Genomic DNA, 16599 nt, shown 5'->3' on the forward strand with positions numbered 1-16599 from the left:
AAGCATTGAAATACCGGGGGCAACATGGACGACAACGTAAACATTCCCAAGATCAACCGGCTCGTGTTGCAAAACCTCATAGCTGGCCTCAGCGACGGGTTGATCCTGCTCGAAAACGACGGAACGATAGCCTGGGCCAACAAGGCCGCCCTTCAGATGCACCGTATAGAAGCGATGCCTGAGCTTGGGGAGGATGCCGCTGCCTATCGGCGAAATTTCACGCTTCGATACCGCAACAACCACCTGCTCGACGAGGGGCAATATCCGCTTGAACGGCTTCTGGCGGGCGAGACCTTCGAAGATGTGACGGTAGAGATATCGCCAAGCGGCGATGAAGCGGAATGCTGGGTCCACACAGTGCGCGGGCTCGTTCTTGAAGATGCTGGCGCAAAACCGGATGTTCTGGTCCTGATCATCCGGGACGAAACGCCGCGTTTCGAGGCGGAGGCGCGCTTCGAGAGCGCCTTCAATGCCAATCCGGCGCCGGGACTGATATGCCGGCTGGAGGACAAGCGTTTCATCCGCGTCAATCAGGGTTTCCTTGAGATGACCGGGTTCAGCCGTGAAGAGATCATCGGCATCAGTGTCGAGGAACTCGGACTGTTTTCCGAGTGCGATACAGGCGAGGACGCCCTGAAAAAGCTGGAGGATGGCCGGCTCATCCGTCAGCGCGAGGCGCTCATTCCCATCCCCGGCGGCGACAGGCTGGTTATCGTGGCCGGCGAAACGATCGCCGTTGCCGAAGAACCCTGCATGCTGTTCACCTTCGCCGATCTGGACGGCCGCCGCAAAGCCCAGAACGCCCTGCGACAGAGCGAGGAGCGCTTCTTCAAGTCCTTTCGCCTGTCGCCTGTCCCGGCAGCGATTTCGAGGCTGGACGACTTCGTGCTGATGGAAGTCAATGACGCTTTTCTGGTCCTGTGCGGACGCAACGAGGCCGAAGTCGTGGGCAAGACGGCCAGCGAATTGCGGCTGTGGGAGGACGCGGGCGCGCGCCGCGATCTCGAAAAGCGGCTGAAGGACAACATCCCCATCCGCGATGAGAACATGCGCATGAATCTTTCCGGTGGCGGTTTGGCCGAATGCATCGTTTCCGCCGAACGCGCCGAGATCAACGATCAGCTCTGTGTCATCTGGGCGATACAGGACGTGACTGAGCGGCGTAGAACCGAGAACGAACTGATTGAAGCGATCGAAAGCGTCATGACCGATACATCGTGGTTCAGCCGGACGGTTGTCGAGCGGCTGGCGGGGCTGCGGCAGAACTCCCGCGGCACAACGTCTTCAGCCTCCCTCAAGGATCTCACCGAGCGCGAGGAGCAAATCCTGTCACTGATCTGCGATGGATGCAGCGACAAGGAAATGAGCGACAGGCTGAACCTGTCCAAGCATACGATCCGCAACCATATCGCCTCACTCTACGGCAAGATCGGTGTCAACCGCCGCACCGCCGCCGTGATCTGGGCACGCGAGCGCGGTTTTACCGGCCATAGGGAAAAATAACCGCAGCCGAACGCGAAAATAGGTCAGTTTGTACCAGTTCAACTAGTAGCTATTGCTCTGCAAACTGTGATTTTTCCGAACTACCTTGCCATCATGCCGCTACCAACAGCGGCACCCTCTAACGATGGAAGGAGTTCGTCATGGACAATAACCGTATCGAAGGTATCGCCCGTCAAGCCAAGGGCACCATCAAGGAAGCAGCCGGCAAGATCACCGGCAACGACAAGCTTCAGGCAGAAGGCAAGGCCGAGAAACTGGCTGGCCAGGCGCAGGAGAAGCTCGGACAGGCAAAGGACGCCGTCAACAAAGTTCTCAAGTGAACCATCTATGTTCAAGGCAGGAGGTTTCACGATGATGCTCTCGTGCGATGCAAACCAGGTGTCAAGCTGCGATCCCCAGGAGATCAGCCTGTGCGCCGCGTTGCAAGCCGTGATCGCCTATGCGGACGGGCAGGAAAAAAGCTCGATCTCCGTCACCTCCGTGGAGGGCCGTATCGTGCTCTCCGGCGAGGTGGAAACACTCTCTGCCTTCGAACATGCGGTCATCATCGCAGAATGTTTCGCGTCGCGGCCCATCATCGCCGATCTGGCGATACGGCAGCGGCCTTGCACCTATCTGGAGACGCCGTCCCGGCGCATCCATCTAGCGAATAACAACAGGAGTGAAAAACAATGAAGACATTCGTTCTCGCAACCGCGATTGCAACCCTGGCCCTTGCCCCGATTGCTTCAGCCGAAACGAAGCACAATGCAAAGCGCCCCATGGAAACCGCGCAGAAGGAACGCGTCGGCACCCTGTCGTGCGAAATTGCCGGCGGCGTCGGCCTTGTGGTCGGCTCCAGCAAGAGCGTGGCCTGCGAGTTTCGCCAGCGCTCCGGCAAGACCGAGCGTTATACCGGCACGATCGGCAAGCTCGGTCTCGACATCGGCGTAACCGGCAAGACCTATATGAGCTGGATCGTGCTGAACACCGCAGCCAGCCGCGTGGGTGACGGTGCGTTGAGCGGCAACTATGTTGGTGCCTCCGCTGCCGCATCGGTCGGCGTGGGCTTGGGCGCCAATGCACTGATCGGCGGCAATGCCAAGAACTTCGCGCTTCAGCCGCTCAGCGCCGAAGTCGGCACCGGCGTTAACATCGCTGCGGGTGTCTCGCGTCTGCAGTTGAAGCGTGCGGGCTAAACCTTAAAAAAACCGGCGGCGCGGGCTCGGGACGGTTATCGTCTTCGAGCCCGCGCCGTCTGGCGCAGATCAGGCCCCAATATCAGGGTTTGGGGTGAGGCATCATCTCGCCCATCGGGCCGTCGCCTTTTGGCCCGCGCATCATATCCTCTTTAGGACCATGATGCGGCGGACGGCCTGCCGGTCCAAGTGCCTCGATAGTGCCATCCTGACGGACGACATAGCTTGCCCGCAGGACACCCCTGTCGAAACGGCCCTGAACGCTGACCGCTTCATCGACAGTCACGACCTTCCCATTATCGCCCTCGGGGCCGGTATCGATGAGTGCGCGGCCGCTATCATCCTGAACGATGAACTTGTTGCCGAAAATCTCGGCGACCTTGCCCTTCAGGGTCACGAGATTTCCTTCCTTGACGGTGGAAATGGCAACGGGTGTCATCGGCGCCATCTCGGGTGTCGGGCGTGTCAGCTTCACCGCACCGGCTCCGGCAGCGGCTCCAACGGCCAGCATGGCAACGGCCGCAAAGGCGAACGCGGCGGTTTTACGGCGATGTTTCCGGTGCGGCGGCACGGGAGTGTCAGAAGTGGCCTTCGGTGCTGCGATTTCGTTATTCTCTTCAGAGTGGGACATGATGGTCTCCTGTTTGATTGACAGGGCCTTTTTACCTGCCAGGCACCACCAGCAGCCTGAACCTTGTGGTTCAGGTTGAGTTAAGCCTTCCGGGCCTAGTTAAAACACCGCCCACGAAACCGAAACGGCAGGACCATGCGCATACTTCTCGTTGAAGACGATACCGATCTTTCCCGGCGCATCGCAGCCAGCCTGCGGGCGGAAAATTTTGTCGTCGACATCGCGCAGAATGGCGAGGATGCCGAACATGCCGGGCTTACCGAACTTTACGACGTGGCCGTTCTCGATCTGGGATTACCGAAAATCGATGGCGTATCGGTTCTGAAATCATGGCGGTCGGCGCAGCGGAACCTGCCCGTACTCGTTTTGACCGCGCGTGACGGATGGCCGGACAAGGTGGCGAGTTTCAAAGCTGGAGCAGACGATTTTCTCACCAAGCCGTTCAAGGTAGAAGAACTGGTGCTGCGGCTGCGTGCACTCGTTCGCCGCGCCACCGGCCACGCCGCCTCCGCCATCACCTGCGGTTCGCTCATCTTCGATGCGCAGCTCGGAACCTTCGAACAGGACGGCTTGCCGTTGAAGCTGACCGCGCTGGAGTGGCGGGTCCTCTCCTGCCTCATCCTGCGCAAGGAAGTGGTGGTCGACCGCCGCGAACTCATCGAACGGGTCTATGAGGGCGATGCGGAAGTGGATTCCAATTCCATCGAAGTGATCATTGCCCGCCTGCGGCGCAAGATCGGTGCCGGGCATATAGAGACCGTTCGCGGGCGCGGTTACATGCTGAAGGCAGAGCCATGAGGGAATTTTCGGCCATTCCGGGTTCGTCGATCTCGCGCCGCCTCACGGTTTTTTCCGTGGTTTTCGTCACCGCGACCGTGATCGTCGCCTCCATCATACTCTATCTCATCGTTGCCGCCGTGGTGCGTGAACAGATCGACCAACGGCTCGACACGCAGATAGAGGGATTGCGGAGCGCGCTCTCCGGCAGCGCAAGCGGCGGCGTGACACTCAACGCCGCGCTGGACGGCCCGCCATTCGACAGGCGCGGCTCCGGCTGGTACTGGCAGATCACCGGCGAGGGCGTAGCTATCGTCTCTCGGTCGCTCGCGGGGCAAACCATAACCAACCCGCCCTCCCCGTTCGAATGGCGCAAAATGATGAGCCACGGCCCTCGTCCCGGCGCGAATGCCGATTTTCACGGCGAGAAGCTCTATCTCAGATCCATTCAAACCATGGTCGGACAGCGCCTCGTCGAAATCACTGCCACTGCGCCGCAATTCGCGCTGGTTGCACCCGCCCGCAGCGCGCTTCTGTGGTTGATACCTGCCATGACCCTCTTGGGCGCGAGCCTCGTCGGCGGTATTTTCCTGCAGGTCAGATATGGTCTGCGACCACTGCGGCAACTCACCGCCGATATTTCCTCGATTGCGGCAGGCACACTCGACAGGTTGCCGGAGGCGGATGTCGAGGAACTGCGTCCAGCCTCGGGCGAAATCAACCGTCTCGTGGAGCAGAATAGCGAGAGGCTTGCGGAAACACGTCTGCACTTTGCAAATCTCGCCCATGGTCTGAAAACCCCTGTGACAAGCCTCTACCTTGCGCTCAACGAAACCAACGACCCGGATCGCGAAATGCGTGCGCTTGTGGACAGGATCGACCAGCGCATCCGCCACCATCTGGCAAGAGCCCGCAAGACCGCAGCAGGCGGCACGGCCACGGTGACCGCCCTCAAACCGAGGATAGACGATATCGTTGATATCATGTCGCGTATTCATGCCGACCGGGGGATTGTCGCTACAGTCGATGTGGACCCCGAGTTTCTATTGCAGGTCACGCCTGAGGATCTGGACGAGATCGTTGGCAATATCATCGACAACGCATTCAAATGGGCCAAAAGCGCGGTTTGTATTTCCGCGAAAAAGACCGGACGCGACGTTTGGATCGTGATCTCGGACGATGGACAGGGCATCGAGGATGCCCGCATTTCCGAGGCTTTCCAGCCGGGCAGACGCATGGACGAGACCGTTCCGGGTGACGGCTTCGGTCTTACCATCGTCAAGGAACTTGTCGAGCTTCATGGCGGCAGCATCAGGCTGGAGCGCGGCGAAAATGGCGGACTTACCTGTTCGCTGACCCTGCCGGCAGGATCTTGAGGAAAGCCCGCCTTTCCCTTTGTTGACCCTGCTGCACAGCAGCGGTAAATACAGGTTTCGAAAGCAGGGAGATTTATGCGCAGAGGTTGAAAATCTGACCGCTCATCGCGGTTTCAGCCGGCTCTGAAAACGGAGCTGACCCTTTGGCATGTCTAATTCTGCGGAATTTCCATGAATATCAAATCTATCGACATCCGGCCCTTTGACGCGGCAGCGGATACGCAAATCCTGTCACGCATCTGGCTCGATGCCTCGCTGCTGGCACATCCCTTTATCGGCACGCAGCGTTTGCGCGAGCAGCAAAGACTGATCGAAGATACCTATCTGCCGTTATCGGAGACTCTCGTCGCGGCGCAGGCCGGTAACCCTGTCGGCTTCATCAGCCTGCTCGACAGTTTCATCGGAGGCCTGTTCGTCGCACCGGCACAACAGGGCAAGGGTATCGGGCGCAGGCTCATCGCCCACGCGCTTGATCTCAAGGGTGAATTGTCGCTTGAGGTCTATACCGCCAATGAGCAGGCGATGCGGTTTTACCGTTCGCACGGCTTCCTTGAAGTCTCGCGCAGGTCGACTGACGATGACGGCCTGCCCTTCGAGAATGCCCGCCTGTCAATCAAGGCCTGAAAACAAATCCGGGCAGCCACAGGGCTGCCCGGACCATCTGATGTTTGTTGCAATCAGCCAAACAGCACAAGGCTGCTTTTGACCGTGACCCACACGCCCCAGAGAAGTGGTATGCCGACGGCTGCCCAGGCGAGTGCGGCCTTGGCGTCCAAGCCACCCCTGCCGATACCGAAGGAACCGGTGGGCCCTGCATTGGCTGCGGCGGTCTTGGCCTGAAGTGTCGCAACCTCCGCATCCGACATGAACCATTTCTCCGGCAACGGCCGGACAAACGCGTTGGCGATGAGGCCGATCGCGAGCATCCCCGCCAGGATGTACATGGTGCTGGTATAGAGTGCGGGACCCGGTGCGACACCGGCCGCAATCTGTGCCTCGCGGATGTAATTCACGACAACAGGCCCGGCGATACCCGCCGTTGCCCATGCCGTCAGCAGACGGCCATGGATCGCGCCGACGAACTGTGTGCCGAAGATGTCGGCAAGATAGGCGGGAATGGTTGCAAAGCCGCCGCCATACATCGACAGGATGATGCCGAGGGCAAGAACGAAGAACGCCTTGGAACCCATCGTTGCCAGCGTCGGGGCCAGCGCATAAAGAATGATGCCAAGCACGAAGAAGCAGAAGTAAGTGTTCTTGCGGCCGATTTTGTCGGACATGGAAGCCCAGAAGAAGCGGCCACCGATGTTAAACAGCGACAGCAGGCCCGTGAACCCGGCCGCGATGGCGGCGATCGATGCTTTCTGCTCGATGTTGAGGTCCGCAAAACCAACGCCGGGCAGACCGATCAACGAACCCGCGAAAATCTCCTGCAACATTGGCGATGCCATGCCGATCACGCCGATACCCGCCGACACGTTGAGGCACAGAACCGCCCAGATGAGCCAGAACTGCTTCGTCTTGTGCGCATCACGCAGATGAACGTGACGATTGGTGATCATGGCACTTTTGGCCGCCGGGGCCGTCCAGCCTTCCGGACGCCAGCCCGCCGGTGGAATGCGGTAACCGAAGGCACCCGCCATCATGAAGACGAAATAGATCAATGCCATGACGACGAACGTTTGCCAGACACCGACTGAAGTATCCGTCTTGAAGGTATTCATGAGCAGATTGGCAAGCGGTGCGCCGATCATAGCACCGCCGCCGAAGCCCATGATGGCCATGCCGGTTGCCATGCCGCGCCGGTCCGGAAACCATTTGATCAATGTCGAGACCGGCGAGATGTAACCGAGGCCAAGACCAACGCCGCCGATGACACCTGCCCCGACCCACATCAGCCAGAGCTGGTGCGTCATCACGCCAAGCGCTGCAACCAGAATGCCGCCGCACCAGCAGCAGGCGGAAACGAAGCCGGCCTTGCGCGGCCCGACCCTTTCCAACCAACCGCCCCAGATCGCCGCCGAGCATCCGAGCAAGACGAAGAAGAGCGTATAGATCCAGCCAAGATCGGCCACACGCCAGTTGCACTCCGTGGTGAACAGTGCCCCGACAAGGGTAAGGCTGGAGCAACTGGGGTCCGTTGCCGGCAATGCCTTGGACAGCGGCAGCCAGAAGACGCTGAAGCCGTAGGCCATGCCGATACACAAGTGAATGGCCAGAGCCGCTGGCGGCACCAGCCAGCGGTTGAAGCCCGGTTTTGCTATGATCCGTTCGCGGTCCAGAACCCCGGCTTGCGCCGGCCCTCCCGCAGATACGCCTGCTACTGCCATCGACACTACCTCCCTCGTGAATGTCTGGACAACCATGATACGCCCCCATTGGCCGCATCGACCGGGCGTTACCGAGATCGCCGGATGTCCCCCATCCGGCAATACCTGTTTGCGGCGTGTTACCGCCTGGCTTTACGTGGTTTCGGGAATGCTCGGTTCGGACAAGGACTCGCCCGCAGCAACGCCCTTGCCCTCCGGCGTTCCCGTGGCATCCTTGCCAAGCCCGACCGCATCGGCGGCGGGCACCCCGGGCCTCTTGATCTTGAGCGCTGCTGCGAGCACCAGCGGCAAAAACTCCCCGGCACCGGCATCAAACATCTCGAAAAACCGTTTGCGCATACGGGGTTCCCAGAATTTGTTAATGTGCGTGGCGACCCCCTCAACGCGGATATCCTCCGGCTGGGAAAGGAAAAAAGTCGCGATCTGGTTCGCCATTCTCACCAGTTTTTCGTCGGTGTGATTAAGCAACATGGCTGTTTTCCCCGCGCCGCCTGACGGACGACGTTCACGTTTTCAAAAGGCCGGGATTGCCCCGGCCCCGACTATTCGGCCGCCTCGAGCTTGCCTGCGATCCGCCGCGAACGGCGGCTGAGCGCGTCATATCCTTCCTGCCATTCGGTCGGCCCGTTCGAGGGCGAGACCTGAACTGCAGTGACCTTGTATTCCGGACAGTTCGTCGCCCAGTCGGAGTAGTCGGTGGTGATGACGTTTGCCTGCGTGCCCGGATGGTGGAAGGTGGTATAGACCACCCCCGGCGCAACGCGATCGGTGATTAGCGCCCGTAGCGTTGTATCGCCCGAGCGGCTGGCGAGCTTGATCCAGTCACCATCCTTGACGCCACGCTGTTCGGCATCATGCGGATGGATTTCGAGACGATCCTCCTCATGCCAGACGACGTTTTCGGTGCGCCGTGTCTGCGCGCCGACATTGTACTGCGACAGAATGCGGCCGGTGGTGAGCAGCAGCGGAAAGCGCGGGCCGGTACGCTCGTCCGTCGCAACATATTCGGTGCGGATGAACTTGCCCTTGCCGCGCACGAACCCGTCCACATGCATGATCGGCGAGCCTTCCGGGAATTTTTCGTTACACGGCCACTGCACCGAGCCTCTGCTCTCCAGATAGTCATAGGAAACGCCGGCAAAGCTCGGTGTCGTCGCGGCGATTTCATCCATGATCTGCGACGGGTGCGTATAGTTCCAGTTCAGCCCCATGGCCTGAGCCAGCTTCTGAGTGACCTCCCAATCCGAATAGCCGTTTTTCGGCGACATGACCTTGCGCACACGATTGATGCGGCGTTCAGCATTGGTAAACGTGCCATCCTTTTCGAGGAAGGTGGAACCCGGCAGGAAGACATGCGCGTAGTTCGCCGTCTCGTTCAGGAACAGATCGTGCACGACAACACATTCCATCGCGGCAAGACCGGCTGAAACATGCTTGGTGTCCGGGTCCGACTGGAGGATGTCTTCGCCCTGAATGTAGATGCCCTTGAAACTGCCATCGACGGCTGCATCCAGCATGTTGGGGATGCGCAGCCCCGGCTCGTTGTTGAGGGTAACACCCCAGAGCTTTTCGAATATTTCCCGGGTGGCATCGTCGGATATATGACGATAACCGGGAAGCTCATGCGGGAAAGACCCCATGTCGCAGGAGCCCTGCACATTGTTCTGGCCGCGCAACGGATTGACGCCGACACCGGGGCGACCAATGTTGCCGGTCGCCATGGCCAGATTGGCAATCGCCATGACGGTCGTGGAGCCCTGGCTGTGTTCGGTAACGCCAAGCCCGTAATAGATTGCGCCATTGCCGCCCTTGGCGAAGAGCCTGGCGGCACCGCGCAGCTCCTCGGCGGGAACGCCGGTAAAGTTTTCTGTTTCCTCCGGGCCATGCTGCGGTTCGGCCACGAACGCGGCCCAGTCCTCAAATTCCGACCAGTCGCAACGCTCGCGGATGAAGGCCTCGTCGAACAATCCTTCGGTAACGATGACATGGGCAAGGGCTGTCAGCACGGCGACGTTCGTTCCAGGCTTCAGCGGCAAATGGAACGACGCCTCCACATGCGGCGTGCGAACGAGATCGATGCGGCGCGGATCGATGACGATCAGCTTGGCGCCCTGGCGCAGCCGCTTCTTCAAGCGTGAGCCGAACACCGGGTGCCCGTCCGTCGGGTTGGCGCCGATGACGAGGACAACATCCGAATGTTCGACGGAATCGAAATTCTGCGTTCCGGCAGAGGTGCCGAACGCCTGCCCCAACCCGTACCCCGTCGGCGAATGACAGACGCGGGCGCAGGTATCGACATTGTTGTTGCCGAAACCGGCACGGATGAGCTTCTGGACCAGAAAGGTCTCTTCATTGGTGCAGCGAGAAGAGGTGATGCCGCCGATGGATTCGCGGCCATACTTGCCCTGAATTCGCTGGAATTCGGAGGCGACATGGGCAAATGCCTCGTCCCACGTCACTTCGCGCCACGGGTCGCTGATCTTTTCACGGACCATCGGGTTGAGAATGCGGTCGCGGTGGCTGGCATACCCATAAGCAAAGCGACCCTTGACGCAGGAATGGCCACGGTTTGCCTGACCGTCCTTCCACGGCACCATGCGAACCAGCTCTTCGCCACGCATCTCCGCCTTGAACGAGCAGCCGACACCACAATAAGCGCAGGTGGTGACCAGCGAATGTTCCGGCTGGCCGATGTCGATCACCGATTTTTCAGTCAGCGTCGCCGTCGGACAGGCCTGCACGCAGGCACCGCAGGAAACGCATTCGGAATCAAGAAATGCCTCGTGCGCGCCGGGCGAAACACGGCTTTCAAAGCCGCGCCCTTCGATCGTCAGGGCAAACGTTCCCTGCACTTCCTCACAGGCGCGCACGCAGCGGGAACATACGATGCACTTTGACGGATCGTAGGTGAAATACGGGTTGCTCTCGTCCTTGGGCATCCAGTTGGCGTTGAGGTCGCCATCGCCGGCACGGGCCTTCACATGGTTGTCACCATCATAGCCGTAACGCACGTCACGCAGGCCGACGGCGCCAGCCATATCCTGCAATTCACAGTCGCCATTTGCGGCGCAGGTGAGACAGTCGAGCGGGTGGTCGGAGATATAAAGCTCCATCACACCCTTGCGGATCTGCTTCAGGCGTTCCGTCTGGGTGTGGACGACAAGACCGGCCGCCACTGGCGTGGTGCAGGAGGCGGGGGTGCCATTGCGGCCCTCCACCTCGATGAGACAGAGGCGACAGGAACCGAAGGCATCGACCATATCGGTGGCGCAGAGTTTGGGAACATCGATGCCCGCTTCTCTCGAAGCACGCATGATGGACGTTCCCGCCGGCACGGTGATCTCGCGGCCGTCGATGGTTAGCGTGACCATCTCTGTCGAGGTGGATTTTGGTGTTCCGTAGTCGATTTCAGATATAAGGGCCATGGTCTTACTCCGCCGCTTCGACACGTGGGATGGGTGCAAAATCCTGCGGGAAGTGCCTGAGCGCGCTCATCACGGGATAAGGCGTGAAACCGCCTAGCGCGCAGAGCGAACCGAACTTCATGGTTTCGCAGAGATCCTCAAGCAGCGCCGTATTTCGCTCTGCTTCTATTCCAAGGGAAATCTTGTCCACCGTCTCGACACCGCGTGTCGAACCGATCCGGCATGGCGTACACTTTCCGCAACTTTCGACGGCACAGAATTCCAGGGCAAAACGCGCCTGGCGCAGCATATCGGCGGTGTCGTCAAAGACGACGATGCCGGCATGACCGATCAGGCCGCCTGCAGCGGTAAATGCTTCGTAGTCGAACAGCGTATCAAACAGCGACACCGGGAAATAAGCGCCCAATGGGCCGCCGACCTGAACCGCCTTGACCGGCCGGCCAGTAATGGTGCCACCACCGATTTCGTTGACCAATTGCCCGAGCGGCAGACCGAAAGCGGTCTCGTAAAGTCCGCCATGTCTGATGTTTCCGGCAAGCTGGATCGGGATCGTGCCGTGCGAACGACCAATGCCGAAATCCCGGTAGAACGCCGCGCCGCGATCCATGATCACAGGGATCGAAGCGAGAGAAATGACATTGTTGACTACCGTCGGCTTGCCGAACAGCCCCTGCAGGGCGGGAAGCGGCGGCTTGGCGCGCACCGTGCCGCGCTTGCCTTCGAGACTGTTGAGCAGCGAGGTTTCCTCACCGCATACATAGGCTCCAGCGCCCATGCGCACCTCGAGATCGAACGCGCGACCCGAACCCAGCACAGACGCGCCGATCACCCCTTCTCGCCGGGCAATGTCGATGGCTTTTTCCATCGTCCTAACGGCATGGGGATATTCGGAGCGGGTGTAGATGTAGCCCTTCGTTGCACCAACCGCGAGGCCGGCAATGGCCATGCCCTCGATAAGGACAAAGGGATCACCTTCCATGATCATGCGGTCAGCAAAGGTGCCGCTGTCGCCCTCATCCGCATTGCAGACAATGTATTTCTGATCGGAGGTGGCATCCGCCACGGTTTTCCACTTGATACCGGTCGGAAAACCCGCGCCACCCCGTCCGCGAAGGCCGCTATCGGTGACCTGTTTGACGATCTCCGCGGGGGTGAGTGCGACGGCTCTCTCCAGCCCCTTCATGCCCTTGTTGGCACGGTAGTCTTCCAGCGAAAGCGGATCGGTCACGCCGCAGCGAGCGAAAGTGAGGCGCGTCTGATTCTTCAGGAAAGGGATTTCTTCGGTCAGACCAAGACAGAGCGCATGATCGCCGCCATCAAGAAAATCCGCATCGAACAGCCCGGAAACATCAGAAGCTTTGACCGGACCATAAGCAACGCGGCCATGATGGGTGTCGACCTCTACCAGCACTTCAAGCCAGAGCAGGCCGCGCGAACCGTTGCGGACAAGGCGAATGTCAAGATTGCGGGCCGCGGCCTCACCTTGGATTGCTTCGGCAACGCGGTCGGCACCAACGGCGAGTGCTGCGGAATCGCAAGGCACGAAAACGGTCACGCTCATCGACGCACCTCCGCCAGAATGTCGCCAAGACAGTGCTCATCCACTCTGGCATGAACCTCGCCATCCAGCATCAGCGCGGGTGCCTGGGCGCAGAGCCCGAGACAGAAGACCGGCTCGAGTGTGACCGAGCCATCCTTTGCCGTCTGGTGCCAGTCGAGACCAAGTCTCCCCTTGATGGTGTCGGCAAGAGACTCGCAGCCCATCGACTGGCAAGCCTCGGCCCGACAGAGCTTCAGCACATGGCGCCCGCCGGGATGGTCGCGGAAATCGGGATAGAAGCTCACAACACCATGCACTTCGGCACGCGATACGTTGAGGGCCAGGGCGATCACCTGTTTGACGCTATCAGGCACATAGCCGAATTCTTCCTGCACCCTGTGCAGGATGGGCAGCATTGGCCCTTCCATATGCAGACAGTCGTCAATGATAGCCTGCACACGCGTCGCCTCATCTGCGGCGACAGCACGAATATTCATGAGCCAGTCCTCCCAAACCGACAGGTGGCGGGCGTTTGAACCGGAGGACCTCCACATCCTTATCCGGCGCGCCGCGCTGCCTGATGGCGAAAGAATGGCGAGCGGAGCAAGATCAGGTCAATATCGTCTTTCCGTCAGTCGATAGGAAATTTCTATCAAAAGCGAAGGCCGCGACGCGCAATCGCGCCTCATGCAGCAGTGCGGAAACAAGTGGCGTATGGGGTTCACGATAGGTGGCGATGAGGCCGACAAGATGCTCGGCATCGGGCTCGACAATCGGGATCATTCGAATCTGTTTTGGAAAAACAAACGATTCCGCGATGTTACGCGGCATAATTGAAGCCCATTGTCCGGTTCGGATATGGGAAAACAGTACAATCATCGAATTGGACTCGAGCGTGGGTTTCGCTTCAACACCCGCTTCGGCCATGTGCTTGTTGATAATGCGGCGGTTTTGCATGTCGGAAGTCAATAGGCAAAGCCGAAGACCCGAAACCTGCTTCCAGGTCACGCTCTCTTGATCGGCAAGGGGCGTGCCTGCAGCCGCAATCAGGTGATATCGCTCCGAGTAAAGCGGAACCGTCGTCACCCGGCCCAGAGGTTCGTTGTCGAGATAGGTGATTCCCGCGTCGATTTCGAGATTTTCGATCTGGCTGAGAACCTGCAACGACGTGCGGGAGGTGACGGAAAACGTGACTGCCGGGTGACGCGCCTGAAAGGGTTCGGTGAGCCTGGGCACCATGGCGAGAGCGGTGGGGATGACGGCCAGCCGGATATGGCCGGCGAGACCTTTACGCGCAGCGCGCATTTCCTCCCGCATCGTGCGTGTATCGGCAACGATGCGCCTTGCCCATTCGAGCACCCGCTGTCCCTCCGGCGTCAGGCCCTGATATCGGGCCGCGCGCACGACGAGCACGACACCGAGCTGATCTTCCAGTTGCCGGATGGCCGCAGACAGCGTCGGCTGCGAGATGCCGCACTCCTCCGCGGCCCGCCCGAAATGCTCCGCGCGCGCAAGTGCAATGAAAAACTCCAGCTTGTCGATCATCCTGCCTCCCATCCCGCGCGACCATTCTGCGGACCGGCGCGAAAGCAGACACTAGAGCGAGGCGAGCTTTGTCGCAAACGCCGTGGAGGCGCTTTGCCGCACCCGCGTTTCCCGGTCAGGCGACGAGCTTGGTTTCCTTCACCCGCGGATAATCATAGGCATTGACCTTGGATGTCACGTAACCCGCGCCCACCAGGGCTTCGGCCAGCTTGACGGCGGCCGTGACACCATCGATGACAGGGACGCCGGTTGCCTCGCGCAGCCTGTCGCACAGTGCGGACATGCCGGCGCAACCGAGGATGATGGCTTCTGCCGCATCTTCTTTCTTGGCCGCTTCGATTTCGCGGATCAACATCGCCTCGGCTGCAAGCGGATCCTCTTCAAGACCCAGCACCGGCAGATTGATGGCACGAACCCTACGGCAATGCCGCTGTGCACCGTAGCTATCGACGAGATCTTCGATAATGGGGATGGAGCGCGGCAGCGTTGTGATGATGGAAAAGCGGCGGCTGATCGTCATCGCCACCTGAATGCCGGCCTGGCAGATGCCGATCACGGGACCACGCGCGACTTCGCGCGCCGCATGCAGGCCCGGATCATCAAAGCAGGCAATCACATAGGCATCGACGCCCAGCCGCTCGCCCTTGCGGATTTCCTCCAGCATGCCGGGAACAGCCAGCGCCTCATCGGCCCCGCCTTCGATACTGACCGGCGTATCGACAGGGTTTGCAGCGGAAATCTTCGTATCCGCCTGCCTGACGCGCAAGGCGCTCTCGAGCGCCTGCGCCGTCATCGAGGCGGTTGAGTTCGGGTTGATCAGACGAATATGCATTCAGGTCAGCCTTTCGGGACTGTCACTTGCCATCTGGCTTGATGAAGTCGGTAATGGGGGGCGCCTTCAAGACGAACTGGCGATCCGAGGTAATGTAATTGTCGGCATGGAGGCGTGCGATCGGCTGGTATCGGTCCGGATCGACATAATGCCCCTCCTTGTCGAGGCAGTCCCTGTGGACATGCATGTGCACGACTTCCCCCAGCACCAGCGTCCGCCGCGGATAATCGATCAGACGCTCCACCCGGCACTCGAAGGCGCAGGGCGATTCCGCTGCAAAGCTTGCATCGATCTTGTTGCAGGGCGCCGGCGTCAGCTGCGCCATGGAAAGTTCATCGACCTCGCTGTCGAAACCGAGGCCGCAGACAAGCATATGTTCGGATATAGTCATATCGACCATGTTGACGACAAACTCGCCGGTGCGGCGAATATTGGCCATCGTGTCCTTCTCCTCGCCATTCAGACGCGGCTGGATTCCGAGAACAACGATGGGCGGATCATGGGAAAAGACGTTGAAAAAGCTCATCGGCGCTGCATTGTTGTGGCCCGCTTCCGAGCGGGTCGTGACAAGCGCTATCGGCCGTGGACCAATAAAATTCGTCAGCAACCGATAGCGGCTCTGTGGCTCAAGCGTGGTGAAGTCGAATTCCATGACACTGTCCCGTTTATAGTATACAATATTGTTTCATATTGTTGACAATTGTGCAACCAAAACCCTGTTGAAACAGTTGACTTTTTCGGCGGCATCACGCTTTTCTAACCCTAATGGAGAGCGAACAAAATGACCGAGCAGAACGGCCAGTCCACACAGCAAATTGTCGAGAAAGTCTGGCTATCCATCGCTGAGCGGCGGCTGCGTCCCGGCGTGCAGCTGAAGGAAGAACAACTGGCGACAATTTTCAGTGTCAGCCGTGCACGTATCCGTCAGGCCCTGTCCGTTCTGGAGCGCGACGGTCTCGTCACCATCGTTCCCAATCGCGGCGCCTTCGTTTCGAAACCATCGGTCGAAGAAGCCAGAGACGTGTTTTTCGTGCGTCGCACCGTGGAGCAATGTGTCGTTGAACGTCTGTGCAAATCGGCCACCAAGGCCGATCTGAAACGGCTTCGCGACCATGTCGCCAAGGAGCGCGTGGCCAATGCTCACAACATCACCACAGATATCATCAAGCTCTCCGGCGGGTTCCATCTGCTGCTTGCGGAAACGGCCGGTTCCGATTTCCTGTTCACCACCATGCGCGACCTCATTTCGCGTTCCTCTCTCATCACCGCCGTTTACCGCAACACCGACCGCTTCAATTGCGGACCGGACGAGCATGCGGAAATCGTCGATGCGATTGCCAATAACGACCCGGCGAAAGCCACGCATCTGATGACCCACCATCTGGAACACGTGGAAGCGGAACTCGATCTCAGCGAAATCCGCGACCTTTCCCACGATCTGCGCGCCGCACTCGCCTGACCC

General features: G+C 59.7%; 17 protein-coding genes. 8 read left to right on the forward strand and 9 right to left on the reverse strand.

What is annotated here, in order from left to right:
• Window positions 1-24 precede the first annotated feature (24 nt).
• The 4 genes from ACZ5A6_RS19865 to ACZ5A6_RS19880 all read left to right on the forward strand — a co-directional run bounded on the left by ACZ5A6_RS19865 (window position 25) and on the right by ACZ5A6_RS19880 (window position 2681).
• Window positions 25-1503, forward strand: coding sequence for a PAS domain S-box protein (locus ACZ5A6_RS19865; protein WP_111796637.1), 1479 nt, complete (start codon window positions 25-27; stop codon window positions 1501-1503).
• A gap of 140 nt (window positions 1504-1643) precedes the next feature.
• On the forward strand, window positions 1644-1823 hold the full coding sequence (locus ACZ5A6_RS19870; protein WP_004431371.1) for a CsbD family protein: 180 nt from the start codon (window positions 1644-1646) through the stop codon (window positions 1821-1823).
• A gap of 7 nt (window positions 1824-1830) precedes the next feature.
• Window positions 1831-2178 carry a BON domain-containing protein gene (locus tag ACZ5A6_RS19875; protein WP_019566731.1) on the forward strand — a complete coding sequence of 116 codons (348 nt, stop codon included), beginning with the start codon at window positions 1831-1833 and terminating at the stop codon, window positions 2176-2178.
• Window positions 2175-2681 carry a DUF992 domain-containing protein gene (locus ACZ5A6_RS19880; RefSeq protein WP_004431368.1) on the forward strand — a complete coding sequence of 169 codons (507 nt, stop codon included), beginning with the start codon at window positions 2175-2177 and terminating at the stop codon, window positions 2679-2681. Before ACZ5A6_RS19875 ends, ACZ5A6_RS19880 begins: the two co-directional genes overlap by 4 nt.
• Window positions 2682-2763: 82 nt before the next feature.
• Here ACZ5A6_RS19880 and ACZ5A6_RS19885 read toward each other — a convergent pair whose 3' ends face one another.
• Window positions 2764-3312 (reverse strand): hypothetical protein, encoded by a 549-nt coding sequence (locus ACZ5A6_RS19885; protein ID WP_111796638.1) that lies wholly within the window; start codon window positions 3310-3312, stop codon window positions 2764-2766.
• Window positions 3313-3447: 135 nt separating this feature from the next.
• Between ACZ5A6_RS19885 and ACZ5A6_RS19890 the strand changes: the two genes are divergently transcribed.
• The 3 genes from ACZ5A6_RS19890 (at window position 3448) to ACZ5A6_RS19900 (ending at window position 6089) form a co-directional block, all read left to right on the forward strand.
• Window positions 3448-4110: a response regulator transcription factor gene (locus ACZ5A6_RS19890; protein ID WP_065705589.1), complete on the forward strand. Its 663-nt coding sequence runs from the start codon at window positions 3448-3450 to the stop codon at window positions 4108-4110.
• Window positions 4107-5465 (forward strand): sensor histidine kinase, encoded by a 1359-nt coding sequence (locus tag ACZ5A6_RS19895; protein WP_464111316.1) that lies wholly within the window; start codon window positions 4107-4109, stop codon window positions 5463-5465. Before ACZ5A6_RS19890 ends, ACZ5A6_RS19895 begins: the two co-directional genes overlap by 4 nt.
• A gap of 171 nt (window positions 5466-5636) precedes the next feature.
• Window positions 5637-6089 carry a GNAT family N-acetyltransferase gene (locus tag ACZ5A6_RS19900; protein WP_464111317.1) on the forward strand — a complete coding sequence of 151 codons (453 nt, stop codon included), beginning with the start codon at window positions 5637-5639 and terminating at the stop codon, window positions 6087-6089.
• Window positions 6090-6142: 53 nt separating this feature from the next.
• On the opposite strand, the gene ACZ5A6_RS19905 is transcribed toward ACZ5A6_RS19900, so the two are convergent.
• The 8 genes from ACZ5A6_RS19905 to ACZ5A6_RS19940 all read right to left on the reverse strand — a co-directional run bounded on the left by ACZ5A6_RS19905 (window position 6143) and on the right by ACZ5A6_RS19940 (window position 15789).
• Window positions 6143-7795, reverse strand: coding sequence for an OFA family MFS transporter (locus ACZ5A6_RS19905; RefSeq protein ID WP_013761061.1), 1653 nt, complete (start codon window positions 7793-7795; stop codon window positions 6143-6145).
• A gap of 132 nt (window positions 7796-7927) precedes the next feature.
• The gene (locus tag ACZ5A6_RS19910) at window positions 7928-8266 is read right to left on the reverse strand and encodes a formate dehydrogenase subunit delta (protein ID WP_111796641.1); all 339 of its coding nucleotides are present in this window, start codon (window positions 8264-8266) and stop codon (window positions 7928-7930) included.
• Window positions 8267-8337: 71 nt separating this feature from the next.
• Window positions 8338-11220, reverse strand: coding sequence for a formate dehydrogenase subunit alpha (gene fdhF / locus ACZ5A6_RS19915; RefSeq protein WP_111803983.1), 2883 nt, complete (start codon window positions 11218-11220; stop codon window positions 8338-8340).
• 4 nt (window positions 11221-11224) lie between these two features.
• A complete protein-coding gene (locus ACZ5A6_RS19920) occupies window positions 11225-12781 on the reverse strand; it encodes a formate dehydrogenase beta subunit (protein ID WP_464111318.1) in 1557 nt (518 codons plus the stop codon).
• Window positions 12778-13257, reverse strand: coding sequence for a formate dehydrogenase subunit gamma (locus tag ACZ5A6_RS19925; protein ID WP_065661920.1), 480 nt, complete (start codon window positions 13255-13257; stop codon window positions 12778-12780). Before ACZ5A6_RS19925 ends, ACZ5A6_RS19920 begins: the two co-directional genes overlap by 4 nt.
• 112 nt (window positions 13258-13369) lie before the next feature.
• Window positions 13370-14305 carry a LysR family transcriptional regulator gene (locus ACZ5A6_RS19930; RefSeq protein ID WP_464111319.1) on the reverse strand — a complete coding sequence of 312 codons (936 nt, stop codon included), beginning with the start codon at window positions 14303-14305 and terminating at the stop codon, window positions 13370-13372.
• Between the two features lie 115 nt (window positions 14306-14420).
• Window positions 14421-15137, reverse strand: coding sequence for an aspartate/glutamate racemase family protein (locus ACZ5A6_RS19935; protein WP_013761066.1), 717 nt, complete (start codon window positions 15135-15137; stop codon window positions 14421-14423).
• Between the two features lie 22 nt (window positions 15138-15159).
• A complete protein-coding gene (locus tag ACZ5A6_RS19940) occupies window positions 15160-15789 on the reverse strand; it encodes a flavin reductase family protein (RefSeq protein ID WP_013761067.1) in 630 nt (209 codons plus the stop codon).
• 129 nt (window positions 15790-15918) lie between these two features.
• On the opposite strand from ACZ5A6_RS19940, the gene ACZ5A6_RS19945 reads away from it, so the two are divergent.
• Window positions 15919-16596 carry a GntR family transcriptional regulator gene (locus ACZ5A6_RS19945; protein WP_004431355.1) on the forward strand — a complete coding sequence of 226 codons (678 nt, stop codon included), beginning with the start codon at window positions 15919-15921 and terminating at the stop codon, window positions 16594-16596.
• Window positions 16597-16599: the final 3 nt, after the last annotated feature.

The sequence above is a fragment of the Agrobacterium sp. 6Ca8 genome (assembly GCF_055382765.1).